Origin of the sequence: Kitasatospora sp. NPDC001547, assembly GCF_042894165.1 — a bacterium.
In the GTDB taxonomy this organism is placed as follows: Bacteria; Actinomycetota; Actinomycetes; order Streptomycetales; family Streptomycetaceae; genus Kitasatospora.
Window position 1 is genome coordinate 298,860 of the sequence record NZ_JBIAVL010000003.1, and the last position, 18,417, is coordinate 317,276.

Below are 18,417 nucleotides of genomic sequence, written 5' to 3' on the forward strand. Positions count from 1 at the left end.
CGCGTGGCGGAGCAACAACCCCACACCGAGGTTGGCCCTGGCCATCCGAACAAGACCCATCGGAGTCCCCGTGTCGTTGCCACCCCTGGTCGAGCCGGCCGCCGAGCTCACCGTTGACGAGGTCCGCCGGTACTCCCGCCACCTGATCATCCCGGACGTGGGCATGGCGGGCCAGAAGCGGCTGAAGAACGCCAAGGTGCTGTGCGTCGGCGCCGGGGGCCTCGGCTCGCCGGCCCTGCTCTACCTGGCCGCCGCCGGTGTCGGCACGCTGGGGATCGTCGAGTTCGACGTGGTCGACGAGTCGAACCTGCAGCGCCAGGTGATCCACGGCCAGTCGGACATCGGCCGCTCCAAGGCGGAGTCGGCCCGCGACTCGGTCAAGGAGATCAACCCGTACGTGGACGTGGTGCTGCACGAGGAGCGCCTCGACAACTCCAACGTCATGGAGATCTTCTCCGGCTACGACCTGATCGTGGACGGCACCGACAACTTCGCCACCCGCTACCTGGTGAACGACGCCGCGGTGCTGCTCGGCAAGCCGTACGTGTGGGGCTCGATCTACCGCTTCGACGGCCAGGCCAGTGTGTTCTGGGCCGAGCACGGCCCCTGCTACCGCTGCCTCTACCCGGAGGCCCCGCCGCCGGGCATGGTCCCCTCCTGCGCCGAGGGCGGCGTGCTGGGCGTGCTGTGCGCGTCCATCGGCTCGATCCAGGTCAACGAGGCGATCAAGCTGCTGGCCGGCATCGGGGACCCGCTGGTCGGCCGGCTGATGATCTACGACGCCCTGGAGATGAACTACCGCCAGGTGAAGGTCCGCAAGGACCCGAACTGCGCCGTCTGCGGTGAGAACCCGACGGTCACCGAGCTGATCGACTACGAGGCCTTCTGCGGCGTCGTGTCGGAGGAGGCGCAGGCCGCCGCCGCCGGTTCGACCGTCACCTCGCAGCAGCTCAAGCAGTGGCAGGACGACAAGGAGGACATCTACCTCATCGACGTCCGCGAGCCCGGCGAGTACGAGATCGTCAACATCCCCGGCGCGGTGCTGATCCCCAAGAACGAGTTCCTGATGGGCGACGCGCTGGAGAAGCTGCCGCAGGACCGGAAGATCGTGCTGCACTGCAAGTCGGGCGTGCGCTCGGCCGAGGTGCTGGCCGTGGTGAAGGCCGCCGGCTTCAGCAACGCCGTGCACCTGGGCGGCGGCGTGCTCGGCTGGGTGAACCAGATCGAGCCGCACAAGCCGGTCTACTGACCGACGCTCCCCGTGGAAGGGCCCGCCGACCGGCGGGCCCTTCCCGTTTCCGCGGGGAGGCGCGGGAGGCTCAGCAGGACCGGGGCCGGCTCAGAGGGCGTTCCTGCGCTGGAGCACGTTGTAGGAGATCCAGCCGGGCAGCACCGGCAGCCAGAAGGTCAGCGCCCGGTAGAGGAAGACCGCCGGGGTGGCGATCGTGGGGGAGACGTCCGCGACGGTCAGGGCGCCGATCAGGGCGACCTCGACCGGGCCGATGCCGCCGGGGGTGGGGATCGCCGAGCCGGCCGCGTTGGCGGTCAGGAAGACCACCGCGACCGCCGAGAAGCTGACGTCGCCGCCGAAGGCCTGCACCGAGAAGTCCAGGCAGGCGGTGAAGGAGAGGGTCAGCAGCAGGATGCCGCCGAAGCCGGTGACCAGCTTGCTGGGCGTCTGCATCAGGTCGAGCATCCGCGGCACCACGCCGAAGAACAGCGAGCGCAGCCGGCCCAGGACGAACCGGCGCAGCGGCGCGACGGCGGCCACCACCAGGGCGAGCACGGCGGCGGTCAGTACGCCGATGATCACCGCGCGGGAGGCGGAGAGGTCCCCGTTGGTCTGGCTGCCGGTGATCAGGCCGAAGCTGAACAGCAGCAGCAGGTGCCCGGCCAGGCCCGCCAGCTGGGAGGCGCCGACCGAGGCCACCGCCTGGCCGGAACGGATGCCGGCCTTCTGCAGGTAGCGGGTGTTGAGCGCGATGCCGCCGATCGCGGCGGGGGCGACCAGCTTGACGAAGGAGCCGGCCAGCTGGGCGGCGACGGTGCGCCGGAACGGCAGCCGCTCCGGGACGAAGCCGGTCAGGCTCATCGCGGCGGCGACGTAGCTGAAGGCGGCGGCCAGCAGCGCGGCCGCGGCCCAGGCCCAGTTCATCTGGGAGAGCTTCAGCTGGGCCGGCTTGATGGTGGTCAGGGCCAGGTAGGCGGCGAAGGTGAGCGCGATCACCATGATCAGGCTCTTCGGCTTCAGCCGTTCCAGCTTGGCCGGGGCCATCGGGGCCTCGGGGGCGATCTGGAGGATCTGGCCGCGGATGCGGCTCAGCAGGTCCTCGCCGGCCGCCGCGATGTCCTCCTCGGCCTGCTGCTGGGTGCGCTCGCCGGCCGCGACCTGCTCCAGCGCCCGGGCGCGGGCGGCGGCCTTGCGCTCCTTGGTGAGCTTGGCGAGGTCGACCCGGGTGGAGCGGCTCATGCCGACGGGCTGGAGCAGCGGCAGCGCCTGGGCCACCCGCTCGGCGCCGAGCACCGCGTTGGCGGTGGCGACGGCGCGCTCCGGGCCGATCCGCAGCGCGAAGGTGGTGAGCAGCTGGGCGACGTCGATCCGCAGGGTCAGGTCGGTGGCGGCGATGTCGCCGCCGGACAGGTTGACCAGGCAGCCGGTCCGCTCGTCCACCACCAGCAGCGACTCGCCGGTGAGCCGGCGGTGGGCGATCCGGCGCTCGTGCAGGGCGGCCACCGACTGCCAGATCGAGGCCATCACCGGGTCGGTGACCTCCTCGTCGGCCAGCTCGTCCAGGGTGCGGCCCTCGACGTTCTCGTACACCAGGATCGCGGCGTCCGGGCCGAGCTCGGAGGTGGCGACCAGCTGCGGTGCGCGGGCGCCCGAGGCGGCCGCCGCGTACGCGATCAGGGCCTCCTGCTCCAGCGCCTGGCGCAGCGACTGGGGGCTGCGGCGCACCGCGACCGAGCGCAGCCGCAGCCGCCGCCAGGCCCGGTAGAAGAAGCCGGAGGCCTGCTGCTCGCGGTCGATGATGTGCACGTCCAGCGGGGGGCCGCCCTGCTGGGTGACGTGGTAGCGGCGGGTGCCGCCGGGGGCGTCGGGGGCGCGCACGGCGCCGGCCGGGGTGAAGCCGACCTTGCGCAGGCCGATCATCAGGTGCTGGCCGGTGGGCCGGATGTTGGGGGAGCCGATCGCGTACAGCGTGCCGTAGGCGACGGACCAGCCGATCAGCACGGTGAGCATCAGCGACAGCGGGGTGGTGTAGCCGCCGAGCAGCTCGGTGACCCCGCTGAAGACCACCACCACCCACAGGGCGACCCGCCAGCGCGGCCGGCTCGACATGCCGACGGCGGTCATGTAGGCGATCACCGGGGCGAGGTAGCCGTGCACCGGGTCGGTGAGGGTGCCGTTGCTGTCCATCGGCAGCCGGGTCAGCGCGTCCCGGATGTGCTCGGAGGCGCCTTCGGCCACCCACCAGTCGATGCCGAGCGAGACGCCGTACGCCAGCACCGAGGCGAGCACGCCGTCGGCGACCCGCAGGCCGTCGCGTTTGATCAGCCGCTCGACGGCGAAGGCCAGCGGCACGGCGAGCACCGCGACGCTGGAGACCAGTCCGGTGAGGGTGGAGAACACCGCGGAGAAGTGCGGTGCGTTGGAGGCGATGTCCTGCTCGATGCCGGTGGTCGTCGAGGTGGCGATGCCGGCCAGCACGAAGACGGCGACTATCCCGAGGACGCCGGCCAGGAAGCGGATCAGGTCGGACGGGCGGTGCGCGCGGGCGGCGAGCAGCGGCTCGTCGACGTCCAGGTGCGGGGCGTCGTCCAGTGCGTCGTGGTCGCCGGACGGGGCGGCGGGGGCCGCCGGCTCCGCGGCCGGGGGCGCCGGGGTCTTGATCGTCCGGTCCTTGATCAGGGAGACTTTCGGCGTCGGCCCGGGTTCGGGCCGCCCTTCGCTCCCGCTCCCGGGCGCCGACGGCACGGCCGCAGCGGACTCGTCGGAGTCCTTGTCCACGCCCACGTCAGCCGTCCCGGTCATCTGGTCTTGTCCTCGTATCACCACTCACCGCCCCGGAAGATGGTGGCATGCCCCGGCCCCCCGTGCGGGACAGGGGCCGGATCGGGCGCGGCGGATCGTTCGTACGGGGCCCCGGGCGCGCCCCCGTAGGGAAGAATGCCGCAGGTGACGGACGCAACACACGACGGTCCTCCGGGCACCCTGCCGCCGTTCGCCGAACTGGTGCTCGACCTGACCGAGCGGATTCCACCCGGCCGGGTGATGACCTACGGCGACGTCGCCGAGTACCTCGGCCAGGGCGGCCCCCGACAGGTCGGCCGGGTGATGGCCCTGTACGGCGGCTCGGTGCCCTGGTGGCGGGTGATCCGCGCGGACGGCCGCCTGCTGCCCGGGCACGAGCAGCGCGCCCTCGCCCACTACGGCGAGGAGGGCACCCCGCTGCGCGAACTCGCCGACCCGCCCCGGATCGACCTCAGGCGGGCCCGCTGGGACGGCGAACCGATTTCCTAGGAAACCGCCGCACGGTCGGGATTGACGGGGCAGGATCGTAGGCTCGATGCGGGCGGGCCCGACGGGCCCGCCCCCGCCGTGCCCCACCGTTCGACCCCAGGACCGTCTTAGTGAGTGAGCGAAGCGAGCGCGCCGTCGACAGGCGCGCTCGGGCGAACGCCCCTGCCGAGCGTGGCGAGGTGGGTGCGTGAGCTCCCCCTACCGGCTCGTGCGCAGCCCCCTCGTCCAGCCCGACCCACCCGTGCTGGACGCCTACCAGCGTGCCGTGGTCGAGCACCCCGGCGGGCCGCTGCTGGTGCTGGCCGGCCCGGGCACCGGCAAGACCACCACCCTGGTCGAGGCCGTCGCCCGGCGGATCGAGAACGGCACCGACCCCGAGCGGATCCTCGTCCTCACCTTCAGCCGCAAGGCCGCGACGGAACTGCGCGACCGGATGTCCGGCCGGCTCGGCGGCTCCGCCGCCGCCCCGCAGGCCACCACCTTCCACTCCTTCTGCTACGCCCTGCTGCGCGCCCACCAGGACCCGGAGGACTACGCCGAGCCGCTGCGGCTGCTCTCCGGCCCCGAGCAGGACGTCATGGTCCGCGAACTGCTGGCCGGCGGCGCCGAGGACGCCAGGCTCGGCCTGGGCCGGATCGCCTGGCCGCTGGACCTGCGGGCCTGCCTGACCACCCGCGGCTTCGCCGACGAGGTCCGCGCCGTCCTCGCCCGCAGCCGCGAGCTCGGCCTCGGCGAAGCCGAACTGGAACGCTTCGCCCAGGGCGTCCAGCGCCCCGACTGGGCCGCCGCCGCGCACTTCCTGGCCGACTACCTCGACGTGCTCGACCTGCGCGGCGTCCTCGACTACGCCGAACTCGTCCACCGCGCCGTGCTCCTCGCCGAACGCCCCGAGGTCGGCGAACAGCTGCGGCGGCGCTACGAGGTCGTCTTCGTCGACGAGTACCAGGACACCGACCCCTCCCAGGTCCGGCTGCTGCGCCAACTGGCCGGCGGCGGGCGCGACCTCGTCGCGGTCGGCGACCCGGACCAGTCGATCTACGCCTTCCGCGGCGCCGACATCAACGGCATCCTCGACTTCCCGCAGACCTTCCGGCAGGCCGACGGCAGCCCCGCCGAGGTCAAGGTGCTGCGGGTCTCCCGCCGCTCCGGCGCCGTGCTGCTCGCCGCCTCCCGGGAGATCGCCCGCCGGATGCCGATGGGCCGGCTGCCCGCCGACAAGCTCGCCCAGCACCGCGCCCTGCTGCCCTCCCGCGAGGGCGGCCGGGTCGAGGTCTACACCTACCCGACCCCCGGCGCCGAGCTGGACTCGATCGCCGACCTGCTGCGCCGCGCCCACCTGGAGGACGGCGTGCCCTGGGGCGAGATGGCCGTGCTCGTCCGGGCCGGCGCCCGCTCCATCCCCGGCGTGCGGCGGGCGCTCGGCGCGGCCGGCGTCCCGCTGGAGATCGACGGCGACGACCTGCCGCTGCGCGAGGAGCCGGCCGTCGCCCAGCTGCTGCTCGCCCTGCGGGTCTGCGCCGAGCAGGCCGCCCGGGACCGCAACGGCGACCCGGACGCCCCCGACCCGCTCACCACCGACCTGGCGCACGCCCTGCTCACCGGCCCGCTCGGCGGCCTCGACGGCTCCGACCTGCGCCGCCTCGGCCGCGCCCTGCGCGAGGAGGAACGCGCCGCGCTGCGCGCCGCGGGCCGCCCCGCCACCGTCCCGCGCCCGGCCGGCGAACTGATCCGCGAGGCCCTCGCCGAACCCGAGCGCCTCGTCGCCCTCGACCCCTCGTACGCCCGTCGCGCCCGCGACCTCGGCACCCTGCTGCGCAAGGTCCGCGAGCAGCTGGCCGGCGGCAGCACCGCCGAGGAGGCGCTCTGGGAGCTGTGGGACGGCAGCCGCCGCTGGCGCGAGCGCCTGGAGCGGTCCGCCCTGCGCGGCGGCGCGGCCGGCCGCAACGCCGACCGCGACCTGGACGCGCTGTGCGCCCTGTTCGAGACCGCCGCCCGCGCCGAGGAGCAGGTCACCGGCCACCGCAGCGCCCTGGACCTGCTCGCCGAACTCGAAGCCCAGGACATCGCCGCCGACACCCTCACCGTCCGGGCCGTACGCCCCGAGGCGGTGCGGCTGATGACCGCCCACCGCTCCAAGGGCCTGGAGTGGCGCCTGGTGGTGGTCGCCGGCGTCCAGGACGGCCTCTGGCCCGACCTGCGCCGCCGCGGCTCCCTGCTGGAGGCCGACCGGATCGGCCGCGACGGCCTCGCCGAACCGCTCTCCCCGGGCGCCCTGCTCGGCGAGGAGCGCCGGCTCTTCTACGTCGCCGCGACCCGCGCCAAGGAACGGCTGATCGTCACCGCCGTCAAGGCCCCCGCCGACGACGGCGACGAGCCGTCCCGCTTCCTGCGCGAGCTCTACCGCGAGGACGTCGACCCCAGGACCGGCAGGGTGGTCCGCCGCACCCCGCCGGTCACCGTCGAGGACGTCACCCACCGCCCGCGCCGCCCGCTGTCCGTCGCCGCGCTGGTCGCCGAGCTGCGCGCCGTCACCGTCGACCCCGCCCGCTCGCCCGCACTGCGGCGCGCCGCCGCCGAACGGCTCGCCACCCTCGCCGCCGCCACCGACGAGGACGGGGCCCCGCTGGTGCCCGCCGCCCGCCCCGAGCGCTGGTGGGGCCTGGACGACCCGACCTCCGCCCCCGAGCCGCTGCGCAGCGCCGACGCGCCGGTACGGCTGTCCGGCAGCGGGCTGGAGCAGCTGGAGAGCTGCTCCCTGCAGTGGTTCCTGGACAAGGAGGTCAAGGCGCGCGGCGCGGGCTCGGCCGCCCAGGGCTTCGGCAACGTGGTGCACGCCCTCGCCGACGAGGTCGGCTCCGGCCGCACCCCCGCCGACCTCGCCGTGCTCATGGAACGGCTGGACACCGTCTGGGACACGCTGGCCTTCGACGCGCCCTGGAAGTCCCACCAGGAGAAGACCGAGGCCCGCTCCGCCCTGGAGCGCTTCCTCAACTGGCACGTCCTGGAGCGCGGGCGGGACCTCGTCGCCACCGAGCACGGCTTCGACGTCACCCTCGACGTCGGCGGCGTCTCGGTGCGCATCCGCGGCTCGATGGACCGGGTGGAGAAGGACGCGGCCGGGCGCGCCTACGTGGTCGACTTCAAGACCGGCAAGCAGATACCCACCGACAAGTCGCTGCCCGAGCACAAACAGCTCGCCGTCTACCAGCTCGCCGTCCGGGCCGGCGCCCTCGACGAGCTGCCCGGCTTCACCGGGCACCCGCCGGACACCGGCGGTGCCGAACTGGTCCACCTGCGCGAGCCCGCCGCCAAGGCCGCCCAGGACGCCCCCAAGGTGCAGCGGCAGGAGCCGCCGGAGGGCGAGCCCTGGATCGAGAACCTGCTCGCCGAGGCGGCCGGGAAGGTCCTCGCCGAGCGCTTCGTCCCGCAGACCGGCGGAGGCTGCGACCGCTGCGCCTTCCGCCGCAGCTGCTCCGCCCAGCGCGACGGCACCCAGCTCGTCGAGTAGCCTCCCGACCCATCGGCCCGGGGAGGGCGGCCGACCCGGCGGGACGGGATTGTCCGCCGCTCCGGTTACGGTTGCGGGGTGACCGCCGTGCTCAGCCATCCCGACCAGCTCAAGGAGCTGCTGGGGATCCCGTTCAACCGGGAGCAGATGGCGGCCATCGGCGCCCCCCTGGAACCGGCCGTGATCGTGGCCGGCGCCGGCTCCGGCAAGACCACCGTGATGGCAGCCCGGGTGGTCTGGCTGGTCGGCTCCGGCGCCGTACGTCCCGAGGAGGTGCTCGGCCTCACCTTCACCAACAAGGCCGCCGGCGAGCTCTCCGAACGGGTGCGCGCCGCACTCCTCAGGGCCGGCGTGGCCGACCGGGACGCCGCCGAACCGCTCGGCGACCCGGAGATCTCCACCTACCACGCCTTCGCCGGCCGCCTGCTCAAGGAGCACGGCCTGCGGATCGGCATCGAACCGGACGTCCGGCTGCTCGCCGACGCCACCCGCTTCCAGCTCGCCGCCAAGGTGCTGCGCACCGCCCGCGGCCCGTTCCCCGCGCTCACCGGCACCTTCGCCAACCTGGTCGCCGACCTGACCGCGCTGGACGGCGAACTAGCCGAGCACCGGGTCGAGCCGCAGACCCTGCGCGAGTTCGACGAGCGGCTGCTGGACACCCTCGCCACCGTCAAGCTGACCAACGACGACCTGCGCGCCGTCCCGGCCACCGCCCGGGCCCGGCTGGAACTGCTGCGCCTCGTCGAGGACTACCGGCGCCGCAAGCGCTCCGCCGGGCTGATGGACTTCGGCGACCAGATCGCCGCCGCCGCGCGCCTGGCCCAGCAGCGCCCGGAGGTCGGCGAACTGCTGCGCGGCCAGTTCCGGGTGGTGCTGCTGGACGAGTACCAGGACACCTCGGTCGCCCAGCGGCTGATGCTCGCCGGCCTGTTCGGCGCCGGACCGGAGGCGCCCGTCCCCGGCGGCGCAGGCCCGGACGGCACCCCGGACGGCGGCGCCGGCCCGGACGGCACCCCGCACCGCGGCACCGGCGGCGGCCACCCGGTGACCGCCGTCGGCGACCCCTGCCAGGCGATCTACGGCTGGCGCGGCGCCTCGGTGGCCAACCTCGACGAGTTCCCCCGGCACTTCCCGAAGGCCGACGGCCGCCCCGCCGACCGCTACGCGCTCAGCGAGAACCGCCGCAGCGGCGGCCGGCTGCTCGCCTTCGCCAACGAACTCGCCGCCCCGCTGCGCCGGATGCACGAGGGCGTGGAGGCGCTGCGCCCGGCCCCCGGCGCCGAGCAGGACGGCTACGTGCGCGCGGCGCTGCTGCCCACCCACGCCGAGGAGATCGACTGGCTGGCCGACTCGATCGCCCACCTGGTGCGCACTGGCACCGCGCCCGGCCGGATCGCGGTGCTGTGCCGCGGCGGCGCGGCCTTCCCGGACATCCACGCCGCGCTGGTCGCCCGGGAGGTGCCGGTCGAGGTGGTGGGCCTGGGCGGGCTGCTGCAGCTGCCCGAGGTGGCCGACCTGGTGGCGGTCTGCGAGGTGCTGCAGGACCCGACGGCCAACGCCGCGCTGGTGCGCCTGCTGATCGGCCCGCGCTGGCGGATCGGCCCGCGCGACCTCGCGCTGCTCGGCCGCCGGGCCGCCGACCTGGTCCGGACCGACCGGCCCGAGGGCGTCGAGGCGCTGGCCGCGGCCGTCGCCGAGACCGACCCGACCGAGGTGGTCTCGCTGGCCGACGCGGTGGAGACCTTCCTCGACCCGGACCAGCCCGACGACCTGCCGTTCTCCGCCGAGGCGCGGGTGCGCTTCGCCCGGCTCGCCGCCGAATTGCGCGAACTGCGCCGCTCGCTCGCCGACCCGCTGATGGACGTGCTGCATCGGGTGCTGTCCGTCACCGGGCTGGAGGTCGAGCTCGCCGCCTCCCCGCAGGCCCTGGCCGCCCGCCGGCGGGAGACCCTGCACGCCTTCCTGGACGTCGCCGCCTCCTTCGCCGACCTCGACGGCGACCCGGGCCTCGCCGCCTTCCTCGGCTTCCTGCGCGCCGCCCAGGAGTACGAGCGCGGCCTGGACAGCAGCCTGCCCGGCGGCGAGGACACCGTGAAGGTGCTCACCGCGCACAAGTCCAAGGGCCTGGAGTGGGACGTGGTGGCCGTCCCCGGCCTGGTGCGGGGCGCATTCCCGTCATCGAGCCCGCGCGAACGCTGGACGAGCACCAAGCGGGTGCTTCCGCACGCCCTGCGCGGCGACGCCGGAACTCTGCCCGACGTGCGCGGCGGGTGGAACGGGAAGTCGATGACGGCGTTCAAGAAGGAGCTGGCCGAGCACGCCGGCGTCGAGGAACTGCGCCTGGGCTACGTGGCGTTCACCCGGCCCCGGTCGCTGCTGCTGGCCTCCGGGCACTGGTGGGGGCCGAGCCAGAAGACCGTCCGCGGCCCGTCCGCCTTCCTGGAAGCGCTGCGCGAGCACTGCGAGCGGCCCGGCGCGGGCGAGGTCGAGCACTGGGCCGAGCAGCCGGAGAAGGGCGCCGAGAACCCGGCGCTGGCCGCCCCCGTCGAGCGCCCGTGGCCGCTGCCGCTGGACCCGGCCGCCCAGCACGCCCGCCGCCGGGTCGCCGAGGTGGTGCGCGCGCGGCTGGCCGGGACCGTGGCCCGCCCGGCCGCCCCCGGGGCCGTCGACCGGGCGCCCGCGGACCCGCTGCCGGCGGGCCCTTCGGTCCAGGGCGGGCCCGAGGCGGATGAGCTGGCCCCCGAGGAGCGGCGCCAGGTGGCCTCCTGGGACCGTGACCTGACCGCGCTGCTGGGGGAGTTGGAGCGCTCCCGGCGCACCGCGCGGGACGTGCCGCTGCCCGCCGCGCTGTCCGCCACCCAGCTGCTGCGGCTGGCCGCCGACCCGGACGGCTTCGCGCGCGAGCTGGCCCGCCCGATGCCGCGCCCCCCGCAGCCGGCGGCCCGGCGCGGCACCCGCTTCCACGCCTGGGTGCAGTCCCGGATCGAGCCGCTGCTGCTGGTCGAGCCCGGGGCGCTGCCCGGCGCCGACGACGACGGCATCGAGGACGAGCAGGACCTGGAGCGGCTCAAGGAGGCGTTCCTGCGCACCCCGTACGCGCGGCGCGAGCCCCACCGGGTGGAGGCGCCGTTCCAACTGGTGCTGGCGGGCCGGGTGGTGCGGGGGCGGATCGACGCGGTCTACCGGGAGGATGACGCGTTGACGGAATCCGGTGGTGCGTCACGCTACGAAGTGGTGGACTGGAAGACCCACCGGGAGGAGACCGCCGACCCGTTGCAGCTCGCGGTCTACCGGCTGGCCTGGGCCGAGCACGCGGGCGTCGATCCCGAGCAGGTCACGGCTTCGTTCCTGTACGTCCGCAGCGGCCGGATCGTCCGTCCGACAGGACTTCCCGACCGAAAAGAGTTGGAACGGCTCCTGATCGGGAACAGTGACTATTGAGTCACGCAGAGCATCCAAGTCATCACGCCAGTGCCCGAAACCTGTGCGTCGTGCACGTTTCGCGCCTATTGTGGGGTCGGTAACCGGTCAACCCCCGAGCTCCGGCCGCCAGCGAGGCCCGTATTCCCTGACCCTCAGTCATCACCGCAGGTGCCCCCGGGCATCGGCGTCTTCTGCTGGAGAGACCGAAGTTGAGCGCGACCGGATGGATCAGAGAGCGGTTCACCGGGCCGACACCGGGGCCCGCGCCGCGCGCGACCGGCACCTGGCCGAGGACGGCGCTGGCGCTGCCGTTCATCGGCATGGTGCTGATCGTGGCCCTCGACTACCTCAGCGGCACCGAGGTGACGGTCGAACCGGCCCTCACCGCCGTACCCGCGCTGGCCGCCGTGGTCAGCCGCCGAACCTGGTACCCGCTCGCCATCGGTCTGGGCACCGAGGCGGCGGCCTTCCTGATGGCCTTCCGAGGCGACACCCTCGGCGAGTCCGTGCACGCCGCCAGCGTCTTCGCGATCCTGCTCGTCGCCACGATCGGCTGGGTCAGCGCCACCCTGAGGCTGCGCCAGGAACGGGCGCTGGCCGACGCCCAGCTGGTCGCCTCGATCGCCCGCCGGGTGCTGCTGCGGCCCGTCCCCGAACGGGTCGGCACCGTCCGGGCGGCCGTCCACTACGAGGCCGCCGCCGCCCACGCCCGGATCGGCGGGGACCTCTACGAGGTGGTCAACACCCGGCACGGGGTGCGGGCCGTGGTCGGGGACGTGCGCGGCAAGGGCCTCGGCGCGGTGGAGACCGCCGCCGCCGTGCTCGGCGCCTTCCGCGAGGCCGCCCACCAGGAGGCCGCCCTGGACCGGGTGGCCGGCTGGCTCGCCGTCAGCCTCGACCGCGCCCTGCACGAGAACGACCACCCGGGCGTGGAGGAGGAGTTCGTCACCCTGGTGCTGATCGGCGTGGGGCCCGACGGCGCCGCGGAGATCGTCAACTGCGGCCACCCCGCTCCGCTGCTGCTGCGCGGCGGGGAGGTCAGCGCGCTCGAACTCGCCGAGACCGTACCGCCGCTGGGCGTCCTCGACCCGGCCGACGTCCGCCCACCGGTGCACCGGTTGCCGCTCCAGGGCGACGACCGGGTGCTGCTGTTCACCGACGGGGTGATCGAGGCCCGCGACCGCGCGGGCGTCTTCTACCCGCTCGCCGAACGCCTCCCGCACTGCGCCGACGGCCGCCCGGCCGACGTCCTGCAGCGCCTGCACGAGGACGTGGTGCGCCACGTCGGGCGCCAGCTCGGCGACGACGCGGCGATGCTGCTGCTCCAGTTCGACCCCCCGGCCACGCTCGGACAGGAGGGGGCGCCCGCCGCGGCCACCATCCCCCAGCAGGCCGGGGTCCTGACGTCCCAGTAGCCGCCGCTACAGGGACACCTCGACCAGCAGCGGCCGGTGGTCCGACACCGCGGCGCGCGGCGCCGCGGCCGGGCCGACCGCCGCGCGCGGCACGCCGATCGCCAGCACGTGGTCGAACTGCACCGCGGGCCGGTGCGAGGGGTAGGTCGGCGTGCGCGCCAGGTCGTACCAGCCCTGCAGGCGGGGGCGGGGCTCGCGCACCCGGCGCCGGCGCGGCTCGGCCAGGGCCGGCCGGGCCCGCCGGGCCGCCCGCAGTTCGCGCACCCGCACCCGCGCCCGCGGCGCGGTGCGCTCCAGCGCCGTCGCCCCGCCGAGCACCGTGCGCGGCACGGCGCCGACCAGGTTGAAGTCGCCCAGCACCAGGTACGGCTGCGGCAGGTCGGCGATCCAGCGGCGGATGCCGGCCAGCTGCGCCATGTTCCAGCCGGGGACGAAGGACAGGTGCGCCGCCACCACGGTGAACGGCCCGCGCTCGCCCTCCAGGACGGCCGCCAGCGCCGCGCGCGGCTCGTCCGGCACCGGGGTCAGCCCGCGCCGCCCGGCCACCCGCAGCGGCAGCCCGAACGGCGCCGGGGCGAACCGCCGGGCCCGCCAGTGCCGCACCGGAAGCCTCGTCAGCAGCGCCGTCCCGTACGAGGGCAGCGCGCCGTCGCCCACGTCGTCCGGCCCGTACACCCGCAGCCCGTTCGGGCCGGCCGGCTCCGGGACCCAGCCCGCCACCGGCGCGGGGCGGCCGTGCAGGGCGGCGGCGAAGCGCCAGTCCTTGGCGCCCATCGCCGCGGCCGCCACCGCCGCCTGGTCGGTGCCGCCGGAGCGCGACTGGCGCCGGTCCACCTCCTGGAGCGCCAGCACGTCGGCGTCCAGCGCGGCCACCGCGTCGGCCAGCGGCGCGCCGGGGTCGGACGGGTAGGGCCGTGGGGCGCCGTCCGGGGCGAGCGGCTGGCCGTGCAGGAGGTTGAAGGTGGCGATACGCAACTGGCTCACACCGCACGACGGTACCCGCTCCCCGGAGCGGGCGGGCCCGGTCCCGACGCCGGGCGGGCCCGGTCCCGGCTTGAGGCAGTAGGGCATACCGGGTATACATACTCGGTATGTCCATCCGTCACGGTCTGCTCGCCCTGCTCGACCAGGGCCCGCGCTACGGCTACCAACTGCGCACCGAGTTCGAGGCGCGCACCGGCGCCACCTGGCCGCTCAACGTCGGACAGGTCTACACCACACTGTCCCGGTTGGAACGCGACGGCCTGGTCGAACCCGCCGGGGAGGACGACGAGGGCCACCAGTTCTACGCCGCCACCGACGCCGGCCGCGAGGAACTGCGGACCTGGTTCGACACCCCGGTGCCCCGCACCAGCCCCCCGCGCGACGAACTCGCGATCAAGCTCGCCATGGCGGTGACCGTCCCCGGCGTGGACGTCTCCGCCGTCGTCCAGGGCCAGCGCCGGCACAGCATCAAGGCGCTCCAGGACTACACCCGGCTCAAGGGCCGGGCCCTCGCGGGGGAGCAGCGCCCCGGCGCATCGCCCTCCGCCGGCAACGACCTCGCCTGGCTGCTCGTCCTCGACCAGCTCATCTTCCAGACCGAAGCGGAGATCCGCTGGCTCGACCACTGCGAGACCCGGCTCGCCCAGCAGGCCGAACTCCTGCAGAACCGAACCGCCGAGGCCACCCGCGACAGTGCCGCGCCCGCCAAACGCGGCCGCCGCCTGCGCACCTGAGCCCCGCGGCACCCGAACCACCACGCTCGGCCCCGACTCCGAGCGCACACCCAGCACAAGGGGGGAATTCGTGTCCCACACCGAACCCGACCGGCAGACGCCGGTGCTCCACCTGGAGAACGTCACCCGCGTCCACGGCCACGGCGCCGCCGAGGTCCAGGCCCTGCGCGGCGTCGACCTCAAGGTCCACCCCGGCGAGTTCGTCGCCGTCATGGGCCCCTCCGGATCCGGAAAGTCGACCCTGCTCACCCTGGCCGGCGGCCTGGACACCCCGAGCGGCGGCCGCGTCCTGGTCGAGGGCGTCGCCCTCGGCGAGCTCAACCGCAAGAAGCTCGCCCAGGTCCGCCGGCGCTCCGTCGGCTACGTCTTCCAGGACTACAACCTGATCCCGGCGCTCACCGCCGCCGAGAACATCTCGCTGCCGCGCGAACTCGACGGACTGTCCACCCGCGCAGCCCGCCGCGAAGCCCTCACCGCCCTGGAGGAACTCGGCATCCCCGAACTCGCCGACCGCTTCCCCGACGACATGTCCGGCGGCCAGCAGCAGCGCGTCGCCATCGCCCGCGCCCTGATCGGCGACCGCCGCCTGGTCCTCGCCGACGAACCCACCGGCGCCCTCGACTCCACCACCGGCGAGGCCGTGCTCGCCGTCCTGCGCGCCCGCTGCGACGCCGGCGCCGCCGCCATGATGGTCACCCACGAGGCCCGGCACGCCGCCTGGGCCGACCGGGTCGTCTTCCTGCGCGACGGCCGCATGGTCGACGAGTCCGCCAGCCAGGACGCCGCCAGCCTGCTCGTCACCGCCGCCACCAACAGCCTGAAGGTGGACGAGTGAAGCTCAGCGCCTGGCGGGTCGCCCTGCGCATAGCCCGCCGAGACGCCCTGCGCGCCAAGGGCCGCAGCGCCCTCGTCATCGCCATGGTCGCCCTGCCCGTCCTCGGCGTCACCGGCGCCGACGTGGTCTTCCGCAGCGCCGAACTGTCCCCCGCCGAACAGGCGGTACGGATCATGGGCCAGGCCGCCGGCGAACTCGAACTGGTCGAACGCGGCTCCTCCGTCAAGCAGGCGCCCGACCCCGAGAAGGGCTTCAGCGTCCAGAGCCCCAAGGACGACGCCAAGGAGGGCCAGGCCCCCGCGTACACCGCCGCCCAGCAGCGCGCCCTCGACACCGCCCCCGCCGACCTCGCCCGCCAACTGCTCCCGGCCGGCGCCACCCTGGTGCCCGAACGCCAGGCCCCGTACACCGCGGCGAGCAGCAGGGACGGCCTGCTCACCACCCGGATCGCCGAAGCCGACCTGACCGACCCGGTCTGGCGCGGCCGGCTCGACCTGACCGCCGGCCGCGCCCCCACCGCCGACACCGAGGCCGCCGTCACCTCGGACTTCCTCAAGCGCTCCGGGCTCAGGATCGGCGACCGGACCGCCGTCCGCGGCCTGGAGGGCAGCCCCTTCACCATCACCGGCGTCTACGAGTACCCCGGCGAACTGCGCACCACCGAGATCACCGCCCGCCCCGGCACCCTGATCGACCGGCTCCCCACGCCCTCGGGCGGCGCCAAGGGCCCGGCCGCCCCCGACGGACCCACCCGCTGGCTGGTCAAGCTCCCGGCCGGAGCCGTGCTCGACTGGCACGAGGTCACCGAGGTCAACGAGTACGGCTTCCTGCTGACCTCCCGCGCCGTCCTGACCGACCCGCCGGCCCGCGCCGACGTCCCGTACTACGCCCAGGCCGGGGCCCGCGGAGGCGACGGGACCAGCTACTTCAACCGCCGCAACGTCGTCGTCCTCGCCACCGTCGTCGGCATGGCCCTGCTGGAGATCGTCCTCCTCGCGGGCCCCGCCTTCGCCGTCGGGGCCCGGCGCTCCCGGCGGCAGCTCGGACTGCTCGCCGCCGCCGGCGGTGAACGCGCCAACGTCCGCGCGGTCGTCCTCGGCGGCGGCATCGTCCTCGGCGTCACCGGCGCCCTGACCGGCCTGGGCCTGGGCATCGGCCTGGTCGCCGCGCTGCGCACCCGGGCCGAGGACTACTCCGGCCAGCGCTTCGGCCACTTCGAGGTGCCGCCGCTCGACCTGCTCGGCATCCTCCTGGTCGGCCTCGCCACCGGGCTGCTGGCCGCCGTCGTACCCGCCGTCCAGGCCTCCCGCCAGGACGTCGTCGCCGCGCTCACCGGCCGCGACACCCTCAAGCCCCCCAGCCGCAGGCTCGCCGTCCTCGGCCTGCTGATGCTCGGCGGCGGCGCGGCCCTCGCCCTGTACGGCGCCACCAACGGCATCGGCAACAGCAGCTTCGCCGTCCTCGGCGGCTCGGCCCTCGCCGAACTCGGCATGGTCGTCCTGGTGCCCTACCTGGTCGGCCTGTTCGGCCGGCTCGGCCGCTGGCTCCCGCTCGGCCCCCGGCTCGCCCTGCGCGACTCGGTGCGCCACCGCGGCCGCACCGCGCCCGCCGTCGCCGCCGTGATGGCCGCCGTCGCCGGCTCCGTCGCGGTCAGCCTCTACATGGACAGCCTCGACGAGGAGTACCGGCGCGACTACGTCGCCTCCGGCCCGCCCGGAGCCGTCATGCTCGGCACCGGCTGGATGGACCCCGCCGACGTCAAACTGCTGCCGCAGATGCGCGAGGCCATCGAACACGGCATCCCCGACCTCGGCCCGCGCGCCGACGTCCAGCGCGTCCACCCCAAGGGCGACTGCTCCGAGGGCGGCTACTGCGGCTACATCGCCGTCGAGGTGCCCAAGGAGGACCGCTGCCCCGCCCTCCTCCCGGGCGTCGACCTCCCCTTCGCCGAGCGCGAGCGGATCCTGGAGACCGACGAGCGCTGCCACACCAACGATCGCCGCGGCGTCGCCTTCACCCCGCTGTCCGCCGGCGACGCCACCCTGCTGCGCAACCTCTACGGCGTCACCGACCAGAAGGCCGCCCAGGCCCTCGCCGACGGCAAGGCCGTGGTCTTCGACGCGCGCTACCTCAAGGACGGCAAGGTCGCCCTCGAATACACCCTCCCGGGCGCCGAGAGCACCGGCGGCTCCTCCGGGGACAAGCCCGTGCGCGGCGAAGTCGCCGTGGACGCCGTGCTCGCCGAGCCCACGCTGCGCTCCCCCGGCCAGGCCGTGGTCAGCCCGGCCACCGCCGCCCGGCTCGGCTTCACCACCACCCCGGCCGGATCGGTGTGGCTGCCCGCCGCGGCGCCCTCCGACAGCGCCCAGCAGCGGACCGACGGCGCGCTGGCCAAGCTCAGCGAGCACGACGTGCTGAAGGTCGAACGCGGCTACGAGTCCCAGGCCGACCTGGTCAGCCTCGGCCTGAACGTCTTCGCCGCCATCGTCGCCCTCGGCGCGGCCGGCATCGCCACCGGACTGGCCGCCGCCGACTCCCAGCGCGACCTGACCACCCTCGCGGCGGTCGGCGCCGAACCCCGCATCCGGCGCACGCTGTCCGGCTTCCAGTGCGGGGTGATCGCCGCCATGGGCGCCCTGCTCGGCGTGGTCTGCGGGGTCGTGCCGGGCATGGCACTGCGCAAGGTCGACGCCGCGGCGAGCAAGTACCCCGGCATGAGCGCCGACGAGCTCGCCAACAAGGCCACCCTGGTCTTCCCGTGGCCCACCGTTGCCGCCACCGTCGTGCTGCTGCCGCTGATCGCGGCCGCCCTCGCGGCACTGCTGACCCGCTCGCGGATCACCCTGCTGCGCCGTTCCGGCTGAGGCCGGAACCGTCTGCGCCACCCCCGTCCGCGGCACCGCCGCGGCGGGGGTGACGGAGGTTACAGCCCCGACGGCGCCCGGCAGCCGGACCGCCGGGGCGGGCACCCGTACGGGCGAACTACAGTCGTCGGT

Annotated in this window: 10 protein-coding genes; 8 read left to right on the forward strand and 2 right to left on the reverse strand. The window is 74.9% G+C overall.

The annotated features are described in order from the left end of the window. Positions 1-70: 70 nt before the first annotated feature. Positions 71-1,249 (forward strand): adenylyltransferase/sulfurtransferase MoeZ, encoded by a 1,179-nt coding sequence (gene moeZ, locus ACFY0X_RS07100; RefSeq protein WP_387749962.1) that lies wholly within the window; start codon positions 71-73, stop codon positions 1,247-1,249. Positions 1,250-1,339: 90 nt separating this feature from the next. Here the strand turns inward: moeZ and ACFY0X_RS07105 are convergent, their stop codons facing one another. After that, on the reverse strand, positions 1,340-4,033 hold the full coding sequence (locus ACFY0X_RS07105; RefSeq protein WP_387749965.1) for a flippase-like domain-containing protein: 2,694 nt from the start codon (positions 4,031-4,033) through the stop codon (positions 1,340-1,342). A gap of 135 nt (positions 4,034-4,168) precedes the next feature. Here ACFY0X_RS07105 and ACFY0X_RS07110 point away from each other — a divergent pair, with 135 nt between their 5' ends. The 4 genes from ACFY0X_RS07110 to ACFY0X_RS07125 all read left to right on the forward strand — a co-directional run bounded on the left by ACFY0X_RS07110 (position 4,169) and on the right by ACFY0X_RS07125 (position 12,868). Continuing rightward, a complete protein-coding gene (locus tag ACFY0X_RS07110) occupies positions 4,169-4,522 on the forward strand; it encodes an MGMT family protein (RefSeq protein WP_387749968.1) in 354 nt (117 codons plus the stop codon). Between the two features lie 187 nt (positions 4,523-4,709). Beyond that, entirely contained in the window at positions 4,710-8,030 is a 3,321-nt protein-coding gene (locus ACFY0X_RS07115; protein ID WP_387749971.1) for an ATP-dependent helicase, read from the forward strand. A gap of 78 nt (positions 8,031-8,108) precedes the next feature. Beyond that, positions 8,109-11,471, forward strand: a complete 3,363-nt coding sequence (locus ACFY0X_RS07120; RefSeq protein ID WP_387749974.1) for a UvrD-helicase domain-containing protein — start codon at positions 8,109-8,111, stop codon at positions 11,469-11,471. A gap of 191 nt (positions 11,472-11,662) precedes the next feature. Beyond that, a complete protein-coding gene (locus ACFY0X_RS07125; protein ID WP_387749977.1) occupies positions 11,663-12,868 on the forward strand; it encodes a PP2C family protein-serine/threonine phosphatase in 1,206 nt (401 codons plus the stop codon). 6 nt (positions 12,869-12,874) lie between these two features. On the opposite strand, the gene ACFY0X_RS07130 is transcribed toward ACFY0X_RS07125, so the two are convergent. Then, on the reverse strand, positions 12,875-13,852 hold the full coding sequence (locus ACFY0X_RS07130) for an endonuclease/exonuclease/phosphatase family protein (RefSeq protein ID WP_387749980.1): 978 nt from the start codon (positions 13,850-13,852) through the stop codon (positions 12,875-12,877). A gap of 107 nt (positions 13,853-13,959) precedes the next feature. Here ACFY0X_RS07130 and ACFY0X_RS07135 point away from each other — a divergent pair, with 107 nt between their 5' ends. From ACFY0X_RS07135 to ACFY0X_RS07145, 3 genes are all read left to right on the forward strand, one after another. Next, positions 13,960-14,586: a PadR family transcriptional regulator gene (locus ACFY0X_RS07135; protein ID WP_387749982.1), complete on the forward strand. Its 627-nt coding sequence runs from the start codon at positions 13,960-13,962 to the stop codon at positions 14,584-14,586. Between the two features lie 70 nt (positions 14,587-14,656). After that, positions 14,657-15,421, forward strand: coding sequence for an ABC transporter ATP-binding protein (locus ACFY0X_RS07140; RefSeq protein WP_387749984.1), 765 nt, complete (start codon positions 14,657-14,659; stop codon positions 15,419-15,421). After that, positions 15,418-18,285, forward strand: a complete 2,868-nt coding sequence (locus ACFY0X_RS07145; RefSeq protein ID WP_387749987.1) for an FtsX-like permease family protein — start codon at positions 15,418-15,420, stop codon at positions 18,283-18,285. The genes ACFY0X_RS07140 and ACFY0X_RS07145 overlap by 4 nt, the downstream gene beginning before the upstream one ends. The last annotated feature ends 132 nt before the right edge of the window (positions 18,286-18,417 follow it).